The sequence below is a fragment of the Flavobacterium sp. B183 genome (assembly GCF_023539155.1).
GTDB classification, from domain to species: domain Bacteria; phylum Bacteroidota; class Bacteroidia; order Flavobacteriales; family Flavobacteriaceae; genus Flavobacterium; species Flavobacterium tructae.
Genome location: NZ_CP097434.1, coordinates 1882841 through 1897228, shown reverse-complemented (window position 1 = coordinate 1897228; position 14388 = coordinate 1882841). Strand labels below are relative to the sequence as shown.

14 protein-coding genes are annotated in these 14388 nt (G+C 35.7%); 12 read left to right on the top strand and 2 right to left on the bottom strand.

What is annotated here, in order from left to right; translation table 11 throughout:
* The first annotated feature begins 73 nt into the window (after positions 1-73).
* The 7 genes from M4I44_RS08385 (at position 74) to murI (ending at position 8058) form a co-directional block, all read left to right on the top strand.
* Positions 74-961 (top strand): NAD kinase, encoded by an 888-nt coding sequence (locus M4I44_RS08385; protein ID WP_017497923.1) that lies wholly within the window; start codon positions 74-76, stop codon positions 959-961.
* A gap of 173 nt (positions 962-1134) precedes the next feature.
* Positions 1135-1824: a DUF6089 family protein gene (locus M4I44_RS08380; RefSeq protein WP_017497922.1), complete on the top strand. Its 690-nt coding sequence runs from the start codon at positions 1135-1137 to the stop codon at positions 1822-1824.
* Between the two features lie 5 nt (positions 1825-1829).
* A complete protein-coding gene (locus tag M4I44_RS08375) occupies positions 1830-2570 on the top strand; it encodes an isoprenyl transferase (RefSeq protein ID WP_249967026.1) in 741 nt (246 codons plus the stop codon).
* On the top strand, positions 2503-5250 hold the full coding sequence (locus M4I44_RS08370; RefSeq protein ID WP_017497920.1) for an outer membrane protein assembly factor: 2748 nt from the start codon (positions 2503-2505) through the stop codon (positions 5248-5250). The genes M4I44_RS08375 and M4I44_RS08370 overlap by 68 nt, the downstream gene beginning before the upstream one ends.
* A 44-nt stretch (positions 5251-5294) precedes the next feature.
* Entirely contained in the window at positions 5295-6308 is a 1014-nt protein-coding gene (locus tag M4I44_RS08365; RefSeq protein ID WP_249967025.1) for an OmpH family outer membrane protein, read from the top strand.
* Between the two features lie 15 nt (positions 6309-6323).
* Entirely contained in the window at positions 6324-6827 is a 504-nt protein-coding gene (locus M4I44_RS08360) for an OmpH family outer membrane protein (protein WP_017497918.1), read from the top strand.
* Between the two features lie 454 nt (positions 6828-7281).
* Positions 7282-8058 (top strand): glutamate racemase, encoded by a 777-nt coding sequence (gene murI, locus M4I44_RS08355; protein WP_017497917.1) that lies wholly within the window; start codon positions 7282-7284, stop codon positions 8056-8058.
* Between the two features lie 4 nt (positions 8059-8062).
* On the opposite strand, the gene M4I44_RS08350 is transcribed toward murI, so the two are convergent.
* Complete coding sequence (locus tag M4I44_RS08350; RefSeq protein WP_249967024.1) at positions 8063-9298, bottom strand: aromatic hydrocarbon degradation protein; 1236 nt, start codon at positions 9296-9298, stop codon at positions 8063-8065.
* Positions 9299-10627, bottom strand: a complete 1329-nt coding sequence (locus M4I44_RS08345) for a DUF4270 family protein (protein WP_157495900.1) — start codon at positions 10625-10627, stop codon at positions 9299-9301.
* A 440-nt stretch (positions 10628-11067) separates the two neighbouring features.
* On the opposite strand from M4I44_RS08345, the gene M4I44_RS08340 reads away from it, so the two are divergent.
* From M4I44_RS08340 to M4I44_RS08320, 5 genes are all read left to right on the top strand, one after another.
* A complete protein-coding gene (locus M4I44_RS08340; RefSeq protein ID WP_017497913.1) occupies positions 11068-12072 on the top strand; it encodes a kelch repeat-containing protein in 1005 nt (334 codons plus the stop codon).
* The gene (locus M4I44_RS08335) at positions 12062-12394 is read left to right on the top strand and encodes a DUF4907 domain-containing protein (protein WP_017497912.1); all 333 of its coding nucleotides are present in this window, start codon (positions 12062-12064) and stop codon (positions 12392-12394) included. The genes M4I44_RS08340 and M4I44_RS08335 overlap by 11 nt, the downstream gene beginning before the upstream one ends.
* Positions 12395-12736, top strand: a complete 342-nt coding sequence (locus M4I44_RS08330; protein ID WP_249967023.1) for a hypothetical protein — start codon at positions 12395-12397, stop codon at positions 12734-12736.
* Positions 12736-13500: a sensor histidine kinase gene (locus M4I44_RS08325; RefSeq protein ID WP_249967022.1), complete on the top strand. Its 765-nt coding sequence runs from the start codon at positions 12736-12738 to the stop codon at positions 13498-13500. The genes M4I44_RS08330 and M4I44_RS08325 overlap by 1 nt, the downstream gene beginning before the upstream one ends.
* 138 nt (positions 13501-13638) lie before the next feature.
* Positions 13639-14355, top strand: coding sequence for a LytTR family DNA-binding domain-containing protein (locus tag M4I44_RS08320; RefSeq protein ID WP_026110134.1), 717 nt, complete (start codon positions 13639-13641; stop codon positions 14353-14355).
* The last annotated feature ends 33 nt before the right edge of the window (positions 14356-14388 follow it).

Genomic DNA, 14388 nt, shown 5'->3' with positions numbered 1-14388 from the left:
AATTAGTTGATTAGATAATCTTCGCATTGACAAATTATCCGATTAACACATTGACAAATTATCTAATTAACGAATGAAAGTAGCCATTTACGGGCAGTATTATCAAAACAGTACAGGCCCCATTATTAAAGACATTTTTATTTTTTTCAATTCCAATAATGTCGAAATGGTAATTGAAGAAGACTTTCTGAAAATGCTCTACGAAAAAGAACTCGTTAAAAAGGAATACAAAACCTTTTCTTCTTCTACTTCGTTAGACGATAGTTATGAAATGCTCATTAGTATTGGTGGTGACGGAACTATTTTAAGAGCCGCAACTCTGGTTCGCAACTCAGGAATTCCAATACTAGGTATCAACGCCGGAAGATTAGGTTTTCTGGCAACAGTTCCCAGAGAAAGTATCGATAATTTTTTACAATACATCATCGACAAAAATTACACGATCTCCGAAAGAACTTTATTAAGCTTAACCTGTGATCCTAAAAATGAAGCCATCGAAGACGACTTAAACTTTGCAATGAATGAAGTCACCGTCAGCCGAAAAGACACCACGTCTATGATTACAGTTGAAACGTATTTAAACAACGAATACTTAAATTCATACTGGGCAGATGGTCTAATCATTTCAACACCAACCGGCTCGACTGGCTACTCCTTAAGTTGCGGTGGTCCTATTCTGACCCCAAATGTTGAGAGCTTAGTGATCACTCCTATTGCGCCGCACAATTTAAATGCAAGGCCATTGGTTATCCCGGACAATACCGAAATAAAACTTCGCGTTACCGGAAGAGAAGACCAGTATTTAGTTTCTTTAGATTCCAGAATCACCTCTGTAAAAAATGACTCCGTTCTAAAAATTAAAAAAACCGATTTCAAAATAAAAATGGTGGAAATACCGGGCGAAACTTTCCTGAAAACACTAAGGAAAAAACTGCTCTGGGGAGAAGACAAGAGAAATTAAGCGCTTTTCTGAATTACCACTATACGATAATACTACATTTTCCCGTTCTGCATATAGCGAATCATTACCAAATAGCTCAAAATCATATTGTAAATTGAAAAAAAAGCACATTTAGCTAAACAAACTTTGATTCGAATCGATAATTATTATATTTGCACGCAATTTTGAATTAAATGAAGAAAATTTTTAATTTATTGTTATGTTTTTTCCCCTTTATCACACTAAATGCTCAAATCAATGAGATTGGTGTTTTTTTAGGTGGAAGCAACTTTGTAGGAGATGTAGGCAAAACTACCTATATTGCACCGGAAAAACTGGCTTTTGGCGTCTTGTACAAATGGAATAAAAGTCCGCGTCACTCCTATCGTTTCTCGTATACACAATCAACCGTTACAGGAAACGATTTCGATTCATCTGAAACAGGAAGAAACAGAAGAGGCTATAGCTTTAAAAATAATGTAAAAGAACTTTCAGCGGGTCTGGAATTCAATTTTTTCGACTTTAATCTGCATGATTATCACAGAAAAATAACTCCGTATATCTTCTCCGGGCTTAACTTTTTTATGTACGACAAATTGTATCGCTTTACATCAAGTCCAACCGTAACACAATCTATAAGTTCAAGTTCGTTTGCCATACCTATTATATTAGGTATAAAATCAAACATAACTCCAAGTATTGTTCTGGGAGCTGAAGTTGGAGCACGATATACTTTTACAGATGCTATGGATTCCAGTAATCCAAATACAAAAAACACAAACATATTACAGTTTGGAAATTTAAATAATAATGATTGGTATGTCTTCTCTGGTATTACTTTAACTTATACATTTGGAGAAAAACCTTGCTATTGCGCAGAATAATAAAAATGAATTTACTAGAATCAATAGATAAAACAAATTTACCTCAACACCTGGCCATTATTATGGACGGGAATGGCCGTTGGGCAAAACAACAAGGTTTTTTAAGAGCATTTGGTCACGAAAACGGAACAAAATCTGTAAAAAACACCATAAAAACATGTGCCAAACTTGGTATTGAATACCTGACACTATACGCTTTTTCGACAGAAAACTGGAATCGTCCGAAACTGGAAGTCGAAGCACTGATGAAAATTTTGATCAATTCCTTAAAAAAAGAACTTGGAACCCTGCAGGAAAACAACATTAAACTTAATGCTATAGGGAACCTTGAAAAATTACCAAAATCAGCTCAAAAAGAGTTGTTGGATGTAATGGAAAAGACCAAAAATAATACCCGTCTGACCTTAACTTTAGCATTAAGTTACGGATCAAGAGAAGAATTGGTACAAGCCGCTAGAATCATCAGTGATAAAGTTAAAAATAATATAATTTCAATAGACTCTATTGACGATTCAATTATAAATGAGCATCTTTACACGCAAAATTTACCTGACGTAGATTTATTAATAAGAACAAGTGGAGAGCATAGAATAAGTAATTTTTTGCTATGGCAGATCGCCTATGCAGAACTATATTTTACTAATGTCTTATGGCCAGACTTTAAAGACCAAGATTTATATGAGGCTATTATTAGTTATCAAAAAAGAGAACGTAGATTTGGAAAAACCAGTGAACAAATTAAATAATTTTTTAGTGTTGCAAAAAAGAATACAAATAGTCTTTACCCTACTTCTTTTGGGTAGTTTTTCACAAATTAAAGCGCAGGAAAGAGTTCCTTTTGATCAGGGGAAAAAATATATTCTTGCCAAAGTTTCTGTTGTTGGTAAAATAAGCTTTAACGAACAAACAGTTGTTACTTTTTCCGGTCTTCAAAAAGGACAGGAAATTGCCGTTCCGGGTGAAGAAATTAGTGGGGCTATTAAAAAATTAGGCAAACTTGGCCTTTTTGACGAAATCTCTTTTTATGTTAACAAAATCGACAACGACAGTATCTATCTGGATCTGAACATTGTCGAACTCCCTAAATTAAACGAAGTTAAATTCGTTGGTATCAAAAAAAATAAAATCGAAGGGTTAATTAAGGACAATAATCTGACCAAAAACAAAATTGTCAACGAAAACTTAATCACGACAACTAAAAATTATATTGAAAATAAATATAAAAAGGAGGGATTTTACAACACTAAAGTTACCATTACCAATACTCCTGACAGTACTGCAGGCAATCATGTAAACATGCTTGTACGGGTAGATAAAGGAGACAAGGTCAAGATTAGCAGTATCGATTTCATCGGAAACAAACAGCTTAGCGGAAATCAGCTGCGAGCTGCTATGAAAGATACCAAACAAAAAAATGTACTCCGTATCTTAAAATCTTCTAAATTCATCCCTGAAAAATACAAAACTGACTTAGAAAAAGTCGTTGCTGCTTATAAAGAAAAAGGATATCGTGATGCCCGTATTATTTCTGATTCTGTTAAATACGACAAGAAAAAAAATATGCTGGCCATCAAAATTAATGTGGAAGAAGGAAACAAATACTACTTCGGAAACATTAAATTCTTAGGAAATACAGTCTATTCAGATCAATTATTAAACCGTTATTTAGGAATCAAAAAAGGGGAAACTTACAACGGTGTTTTACTGGAAAAACGTATTGCCGACAAGACAAAACCTGATGCTGAAGACATCACAAACTTATACCAAAATAATGGTTATTTATTCTCTAACATTAATGCTGTAGAGGTAAAAACAGTAAACGACACCATTGATTTTGAGATCAGAGTTACAGAAGGTCCTATCGCATACTTCAACAAAATATCGGTTGTAGGAAATGATAAAACAAACGATCACGTTATTTATCGTGAATTAAGAACTAAACCGGGAGAAAAATACAGCAAAGAACAGTTAGTTCGAACAATTCGTGAAATTGGACAATTAGGATTCTTTGATCCTGAAGCCATCGATCCAAAATTCAAAAATGTTGATGCTGCAGCAGGAACTGTTGACATTGAATACCACGTTGTAGAAAAAGGATCCAGCCAGGTAGAACTTCAGGGAGGTTATGGTGGTGGAGGTTTCATTGGAACCCTTGGATTATCATTCAACAACTTTTCAGCAAGAAACCTGTTCAATAAAGAATCTTATAAACCATTACCAATGGGTGACGGTCAAAAAGTAGCACTTCGTTTACAGGGAAGTACTTATTTCCAAACCTATAGTGTGTCATTTTCAGAACCATGGTTTGGAGGGAAAAAACCTGTACAATTTAGTTCTTCTATCTCATACAGTAAACAATTCCTAAACAATTTCGCGACCAGACGTGTAGATAAAAGCAAAAGTTTCAACATCCTGACTTTACAGGTTGGTTTAGCTAAAAGACTTACCGTGCCGGATGATTACTTCGTATTATCACAATCTGTAAGTTACCAACATTATGATTTGAACAATTATAACACAGGATTGTTTACCTTTGGTAACGGAGCGTCGAGAAACTTAGCGTATACTATTGGACTTTCCAGAAGTAATAAAGGGGTTAACCCAATATTCCCGACTTATGGTTCAGACTTTAGTATTTCAGCAAAAATAACTCCTCCATATTCATTGTTTAACGGAATTGATTACGGTGACCTACAAAATCAAAAAGAATATAAAACACAATATACAGGAGCTCCAAAATCTGGTGATGATGGCAAACCATTGAACACTGGAGATTACACTAAAACGGAAATCGTAAACGGAACACCAAGAGTTATAAGTGTTGGTTCTGATTACGCAAGTGCAGATGTTGACCAGGGGAAAGTCGATCAAAAAAGATACAATTGGCTGGAATATTATAAAATTAAGTTCAAAGGAGAGTGGTTTACCAAACTTTATGGTAAATTAGTACTACGTACGCTAACAGAGTTTGGATTCATGGGAGCCTACAATCAGTCGAGAGGCCTTGTGCCGTTTGAGCGTTTCTATTTAGGTGGAGACGGAATGGCAAACTACTCGATGGATGGTAGAGAAACGGTGCAGTTGAGAGGTTATGAAAACAACTCTTTAACTCCTGTAAATGCAAATGGAGAACAGATTGGAGCTACAATCTATAACAAATTCTCTATGGAGTTACGTTATCCGATTACATTAAAAGCTTCTGCATCGATTTATGCATTGGCGTTTTTAGAAGCTGGTTCATCATACCCAACTTTTAAAGCTTATAACCCATTTGATCTGAACCGTTCTGCGGGTGTTGGTTTACGTGTATTCATGCCGGCATTTGGATTATTGGGTATTGACTGGGGTTACGGTTTCGATCCTCAACCGGGAGAAACTAAGGCACATGGTAAAGAAATTCACTTTATCATTGGGCAACAATTCTAAAAAAAAACAATAGTTGGTTAAAAATTTTCAAATAAAGTAATGTTATGAGAAGACAATTTTTATTTATATTTTTAGCCCTGATTGTAGCAAATACAAGTCAGGCTCAAACAAGAACGACAAGGATTGGCTACATTGATATGGAATATATTTTGGAAAATGTTTCCGATTACAAAGAGGCTAAGGCTCAATTAGAGTTAAAGGCTCAAAAGTGGAAACAGGAAATAGAAACCAAAAAACTGGACATCAATAATCTTAAAGAAAGCCTTAAAGCCGAAAGAGCTTTACTGACAAAAGAGCTTATTGATGAGAAAGAAACCGAGATTAAATTTCTCGAAACTGAAATGATGGATTATCAACAAAAGCAATTTGGTGTCGATGGAAATCTAATGCATCAGAAAGCAGGTTTGGCAAAACCTATACAGGACCAGGTTTTTACTGCAGTTCAGGATATTGCCGAAGCAAAAAATTATGACTTTGTCTTTGACAAATCATCTGATTTAACCATGCTTTTTAGCAATAAGAAATTTGACATCAGCGATCAGGTAATTCGTATTTTAAACCGTACGGACAAACGAGAGCAACTGACTAAAAAACAATTAAAAGATCAGGAAGCCAAAGAAAAACTGGAAAATGCAATTGATGAAAATCCGGCAATGGCAGACCGACAAAAAGCTCTTGATGACAAAAAAGCCGCCAGAGCAAAACTAATTGAAGACAGAAGACTTGAGCAGGAAGCCAAGAAAAAAGAATACGAAGACAGAAGAAAAGCATTAGCCACTGAAAGGGATGCCAAAAAAAATGGCACGGTTTCTGAACCTGCCAAAACAGAGCCTGCTAAAACGGATGGTACAACAGCTAAACCTGCTACCACTGTTACGCCAACTGAAGGAACAGCACCGGCTCAGCCTGCTGTAAATAAAGCCGAAGAAAGACAAAAGCTTTACGAACAGCGCAAAAAAGAATTAGAAGACAGAAGAAAGAAAATTTTAGAAGAAAGAGAAGCGGCGAAAAAAGCAAAAGAAGCCGAAACACAAAAATCAAATACGACCAATAATTAATTAATATTTTTAAAAATGATGAAACAAATCAAAACTTTACTAATTGCTGCAATACTAGTTTTAGGAGCAAGTAACACGATGAACGCGCAAGCTAAGGTAGCTCACGTTGATGTTAGCGAGATTATGTCGAAAATGCCTGCAATGCTAGACGCTCAAAACCAACTGCAAAAATTAAGTGGTACATATGATGCTGAATACAAAAAAATGGTTGACGAATATCAAGTAAAAATCAAAAAATACGAAGGTGAAGCTGCAACTGTAACTGATGCTGTAAACGGAGAACGTTCTAAAGAAGTTCAAGACATGCAAAAAAGAATTGTTGACTACAGAGACAATGCTCAAAAAGAATTACAACAAAAAGAAACTGACATCGTAAAACCATTAATGGAAAAAGTAAAAGCTTCTATCCAAAAAGTTGGAAAAGCTAAAGGTTTCCAATACATTTTAGACGGTTCTACTTTATTATTAGCTGATGGTCCAAACATTACTGCTGATGTAAAAAAAGATTTAGGATTCTAATAAACGAATTCCTTACATAAAAAACGGTCCGTACGATTTAAAGTACGGACCGTTTTTTTATACATCTCACCGAAATAGGATAAATGCTTCTCTTTAGAGATCAGGCTTGTGCCCTTTCAGGGCTTTTACTATGATCATCCATATTCATAGTGCATTGCACTATACTGTTGCTGGGGCTCTTTCAGAGCAATGAGTTTCGAATAATTCAATCTGAAAGTCAAACCATAAACCAAATGCTTTTTAAAAAGGATTCTGAAAAACTTCTCTTTCAATCACTCCAATATCTAACTCCCCATCCACAAAAACATGGCGAACCTTGCCGAAATCTTTACGGTCTTTGCGGTAAAACCTTTACAATTCTACTCAAGTTAAAATGCCGTTAAAAAACAAAACATCCTACGATTTCCTTTCAATTGGGATATGCATTTATATCAAAAAACATTAAATTTGTCCTATGACAAACAACAATCCTATAGGCGTTTTTGATTCCGGTATTGGAGGAACTTCCATCTGGAACGCCATTCATGACCTGCTTCCTAACGAGAAGACTATTTATTTAGCCGATAGCAAAAATGCTCCTTACGGTCAAAGAACAAAAGAAGAGATTGTTGCTCTAAGTAAAAAAAATGTAGATTTTTTACTGGAACAAAACTGCAAACTAATTGTGGTTGCCTGTAATACTGCTACGACCAATGCGATTCGCGAACTTCGTGCTGATTATGATATTCCCTTTATCGGAATTGAACCGGCAATTAAACCGGCTGCCAACAATTCGAAAACGCAGGTTATTGGAATTTTGGCCACGCAAGGAACGCTGAACAGTGAACTGTTCAATAAAACTGCCGAAATGTTTCAGCATACCACTATTATTGAACAAGTAGGTCACGGGCTCGTTCAGCTTATTGAAGACGGGAACTTATATTCTCCGGAAATGACTCAGTTACTGGAATCCTATTTGCGACCTATGATTGAGGCCAATATCGATTATCTTGTTCTGGGATGCAGTCACTACCCCTACCTGATTCCGCAAATCAAAAAGATCCTTCCGGAACACATTCACATTATCGATTCAGGGGAAGCGGTTGCCAGACAAACGCAAAATATCCTGCGCGAAACTGTTGGTTTTACTGCTAATCCTAAAAGCGAACCCGTATTTTATGTCAATTCAAATCCCGAAGTTTTAAAATCAATTTTAGACCACAAATATCCTGTTATCGAGAAGGATTTTTAATTCTTTACTCAAATTTTCGCTTAACGAACCAAATTCCGTCTAAAGATAAATTAAGGGATATTTTATGATAATTTTCTTTGATCAGGTTATCCGAAACCCTTCCTCTTTGTCCGTAGGAATAGGAAATATTTAAAGACGAATAGGTATTTTCAAGAGGTAAATTAAGTCCTATTGAAATTGCGGCATTGTGGATTCTTTTACCATCAATTTCCAAATAACCGGTGTCAAAGTTTGCTCCGGCAGCATACTGAACTCTATCCCAATATTTACGGATATTTTTCCTTCCATTGTATGTAAATCCCAGGGCAAACCGATCCTGATTTACGAAATTGCCATACAATTCAGATTGATTGGTACTGCTCCACAAGCTTTTTTCATAATCCAGCGTCATGTTTAAGTTGTTCTTAAAACGTTTACTGATCCCGATACCCATTTCCAAAGGCATATAATAATCGTCTGTATCTGAAGCCACATCAGACTCTATAGTTGTCACAACATCATCGGCAATAGTTTGAACGGTTTGAACTTTGGATGCTTTAATCCGGGTCGGCACTTTAAATGTTGTCGCAACGGTAAGAGTAGAATCAACTTGGTACTGTGCCCCTAATGTTGCCCGAAGACCGTTGTAATGTGTCTTTTTCTGAATGCTTGTAATGGAATTCATAATTAAGAAGCTTCTGTTGTCTTTAGTATTTCCAAACAACACAGCTGCTGAAGCTCCAACAGACCATTTCTTACCAAATCGGTAGCCGTAAGACAAATCCAGATTGTTTAATCCTCCGGAACCAGTCGCCGTTAAATAGTAAAAATCCTGGCTGTTTTCGATAGGTAATTTTAAATTCGAGATTTTAAAAGCAGCACTCGAATAAGGGCGAATCGCAATACTAAATCCTGAATTCTTAGTAACCGGGAAGGCAAATGCCAAATGCGAAAACTGAAAATTATTGCGGCTTTCGCTTCTTGAACTGCTTTGATAAGTAGTCGAAATGGATTTTCCTCCAACATCAAACATAAAATGATTCTGTGGCAAATATCCCAGTGATGCCGGATTTAGATTGTTGATAAAAGAGGCAGAAGGCAAAGCAATTCCTGAAGATCCAATGGAAGGAATGTTTCCAAAATCAGAATCGTACACACTTCCTAAACCATACAGCGAGTAAGGAGAACTTGAAATGCTTTGAGAAAACGACGTTAGCGACATCAAAATGAAGCAGCTTAAACAGGCAATTTTACTTTTCATTTAATAAGAGATATAATAAATTTTAAGCTGGAGTTTATTGTTCAAATGTTTCTGATCGCCTAGAACAATCCGGTTAACTGTCTTAGAAATCCCGGGTAAAGAGAGAATAAGAGAAGATCTGGAACTAGATTGCTTCAGCATTTCTTTCTGCAGGAAATAACCAATCGGGACCGAGTATCCCACATTTTCATTGAATTCATCCTTCTTCTTGTTGAGAATACCAAATACGGCAGTTCCAGCCGAATTGACCAACGAAGTACTGATTCGGTTTAAATTATCGCTTACATAAACTTTTAAAGAATCTTCCAACGGATATTTTTCTGAGTACGTATTGTTTACCGGCTTTAAAAACAATTGCGCGTCTACAATTGCCCCGTTAGCCGAAATACGTTTCAATTGTTTGATGTTCGGGAAATCAATCCGACAGGCAACTCCGGTACCGGACTGAATAAATCCCTGACGATTGGTTAGTACGCTGGAAAGCTTACTATTCGGAGCGGGTAGATTTTGAATTAGGGTTCCTGTCTTATCTAACGAGATGGAATTAAATTGCTTTTGGGCGTCCGAAATCTTGAAATCCATGATATACGGAACTTCTTCAGTATTTGCCTGATATTTGGAATAATACAACCGTACTTTACTCGATGCAACATGAAAGCCAATAACGTTTGCCGAATTTGAAACAGAAGGAACCACAACAAGCCCTTTTAAATATTCACTAAAACTATCAAAATCTGTGATTTCTCTTTTTTTGAGTTTCTGAAAAAGAGCTGCCCCGAAAGTACTGCTCATCTTAATATTAATAGAATCTTTCCCGGCTGGTCTGGGTTTATACGAAATGCTCCCCAGGCTCTCATCACTATAATTTAAAACCGAATTATTATAGAAGTTTTTGTCATTAGTATTCGGCTTTACTTTCTCTGTTAAGCGATGAATATCAAATGTCTGAACTTTCGTGGTATCTCCGTAATAATATTTATCATATTTCAGAATCATCGAAATAGAATCAAAAACATAATTGGTGGATTCTGTATCAGATCCGTCATTTTTTAAAGAATAAGAATCGGAAGCCAACTGAAAATAACTGTTCGATTTTACTTTTCCATAAATAGGATCTTCATAACTTCCAATTAAAATACGGTTTTTCCCAGAAGTAATCAAAGAGTCAAAATTTATGGTAGACATCTCCACAGTCATGGTATCAATCAAAATAACTTTATTGCCTACAGCCAGATAATCAGATCCCACTACAAACTCACCCGCATCTGAGTCGGTTCCGCATGAAAACAGGGTCATTGCCAAAAATAACATTCCTATATACTTGTGCATATTCTAATTTTTTGAGCAAATATAAATGGCACTCTTTCGCGCCACATCATAACATATACCGTCATGCATTTTTACACTATAAACAGCCAAAAAATATCTATAACAGATCTACAGCATCAAATACCCCGTTCGGCTTTGAAATCGGCTGTTTAGTCTATCAAAAATCGCCATACATATATCTTCTTTTTTTTAAAACCACTAGCCTCCTACTTTTGAACCCATAAATAAGTAATGAAAATAAGGATGCTAATTCGTGCGGTTTTTTTGATTTCGTTTTTCAACAATATTCGTAACACTTTCAATCTGACCAATAGTTTCAACAGTAATTTTTATCATCTGGATGATGCAAAACAATCATAAAGCCTATGATTTTGATACCGGTAACAGCTATGTCTTAGGAATTGGCATCAAATACAAACAATAAATAAACTCAATACATTATGAATAATTTAAAAAAAGGAATACTATTCGTGACGCTGTTTTCAGGTCTCTTTTTTATAAGCTGTAGCAATGACAGCAGCGAGGAGCTAATAGGAAACTGGGTTAAAAAATCGGCATTCGACGGACCAGCAAGATCCAGTGCTACCAGTTTTGTCATTGGTGATTATGCTTATGTTGCAACAGGTTATACCGGAGATGTTTATCTGAAAGATTTATGGTCGTATAATTCAACGGGAGATTACTGGGAGCAAAAAGCGGATCTTCCGGGTATCGGAAGAAGTTCTGCCTCGGCTTTTGCCTTAAATCAAAAAGGATATCTTGGCTTGGGTTATGATGGAACTAATAAATTAAAAGATTTTTATCAGTACGATCCGAGCAGCAATACCTGGGCCCAAAAGACTGATTTTGCCGGAACAGGTCGCTACGCAGCGGTAGGTTTTCAGGCGGGTGGAAAAGCCTATTTTGGAACCGGTTATGATGGAAATTACCTAAAAGATTTCTATCAGTACAACGATCAAGCCAATAGCTGGACGCTTGTAAATGGTTTTAGCGGAAATAAAAGACGTAATGCCACTGCTTTTGTAATTGCCGATAAAGTTTATTTGGGAACGGGAATTAATAACGGAGTATATCAGGAGGATTTTTGGGAATTTGATCCCGCCACTGAGGCATGGACCAGAAAACGAGACATTGATAAAGATACCGAAGACGACAGCTCCTACAATGATGATTATGCCGTTGTTCGTTCAAATGCCTCTGCTTTTGCCATGAATGGTTTGGGCTATGTTGTGGGAGGAGATAATATCAAAACCATCTGGGAATATAACCCCACCACCGATTTATGGTCAGAAAAAACACCAATGGAAGGTGCAACCAGAACAGATGCCGTTGGCTTTGCCATCAACAATCGTGGCTTTTATATGCTGGGAAGAACGGGTTCAACCTATTTTGATGATGCGTGGGAATTTAAACCGTTAGAAGCACAAACAAGTAATGACAACTAAAATAAAAATACCGTTCTTCTGGAATAAAATCCGGAAGAATGTATTGCTTACGGCACTTATTTTACAATTTTTAGCCTGCGCGAAAAATGAAACTTTTAAAATCGAAGCCTTCAAAACTACGTCAGGTTGGGGTTATTCGATTGCTACAAAGAACAAAATCATTATCAAGCAGGCTATTATTCCCGTCATAAACGACTCTAAAAGTTTTGCCTCAGAAAGAGATGCTTTAAAAGTGGCACATTTAGTCGTTACCAGACTCGATCAAAATAGATCGCCAACAGTAACCAAAAATGATTTAATTTTATTAAAAATAAAATTATAGATGAAACTCGATACGATTAGAAATACAAGTTCAAACAAAATTTTACTGCACACTATCATCTGGGTTTTCTTTATTCTGACTTCATTAATTCAATTTTACGAAAGTCCGTTTAAGGTTAGCGCCGATTTTTATGTACAATGGAGCACAGGAATTGTTTTGTTTTATCTGAACTTTTTCTATCTGGTTCCTGTCTTGCTTTTGGAGAAAAAATACTGGCTTTATTTTGTATTTGTATTTGCCCTTATTTTACTTTTTATGATTATCAGAATCAATTATTTTATTCCTGATTTTAGTCAGGCAAGGCCTTTAAAAATTTACCGCCACCGGAAGATCTTAAGTTAATGTATAAAGGAACAAGAGTAAGGGCTGTTTTAGCAACAAGACAGCCTTTATTTTTTAAAATTGGCCCTTCGTTTTTCTATATTTTAATCATTACCATCAGCGCTATTATCAGAACGCTAACCGAATTTTACAACAATCAGCAAAACAAATTAATCGCCGAAACACACCGAACCAATACAGAGCTGATCTATCTGCGCAAACAAACCAATCCGCATTTTTTATTCAATTCATTAAATAGTATATATTCTCTGGCACACAAAAAATCAGATTTAGTTCCCGATGCCATCGTAACCTTATCAGAATTGATGCGCTATATGCTGTATGAAACGGATAACAAAACGGTCGATTTAGAAAAAGAAATCAATTACATCCAGAACTACATTGAATTGCAAAAACTCAGATTAAACAATATTGAAGACATCGTAATCAATGTTCATGGAGACACCAGAAACAAATTTATTGAGCCTTTATTATTGATTTCGTTTGTTGAAAATGCGTTCAAATACGGAACCGATTACAAAGGTGCCGCTCACGTAAAAATTAAGATATTCATTCTAAACAGCAGTCTGGATTTCTGGATTGAAAATACGATTGAAGACTATAGTAAAGATCCTGACAACTCAGGAATTGGGCTGGTCAACATTCAAAACCGACTGGATTTGCTTTATCCCAATGCGCATAAACTTGATATCACGCAAGACGACGAATTTTTTCGCGTGCATTTGAATTTGGAATTGGATAAAATTCAAACCGCGATAGATTAGACCTTTTTACCTAAGGTTACTTTACAATAAAAGCCGAAAAGTTCTTCTACGTATTTTTATGATAATTTTAAAACTTATTTTATTGGTTTAAAAGTACTTTTGACGCTAAACAAAACTTTAAAATTAAAACTTCAACAGATGAAATGTGTAATTATAGACGATGAACCTTTAGCAGTTGAATTACTGGAAGATTTTGTTCAAAAAGTAGATTCTCTCGAATTGATCCATACTTTTAACAATGCCATTGATGCTATTTCTTTCATCAATCAGAACAATGTTGATTTGATTTTTCTGGACATCCAGATGCCGCATTTCTCAGGAATTGATTTCTTAAATACGATCGAGAAAAAACCATTAGTTATTTTTACAACTGCTTTTTCTGATTATGCCGTTGAAGGTTTTAACCTCGGAGCAGTGGATTATTTGGTTAAACCCATTCCGTTTCACCGGTTTTTGAAATCGGTCGTGCGAGCACAACAAGTATTAAATCCGACCACAACGGTTCAGGCTATTTCAGAACACACTACCGCACCAGAACTGGAACAGGATTTTATGTTCGTAAGAGCGGAATACGAAAATGTAAAAATGAATTTCTCTGATATTCTATTTATTGAAGGACTAAAAGATTACGTAAAAATTTATACTATTGATAACAAATTTACTCTCACACTAATCAGTTTAATTAAGCTAGAAAATCTGCTTTCGAACAAAGGATTCTCCCGAATTCACCGCTCTTATATCATCAATATAAAACACGTGAAATCCATTCAGAAGAATAAAGTTTTGATTAGCGATAAACGCATTCCTATTAGTGAAAGTTATAAGACTTCTTTCTTCGAAAGAATCAACCTTTAGATTCAATTTCAAAAATCGAAATTCCAAATTCCA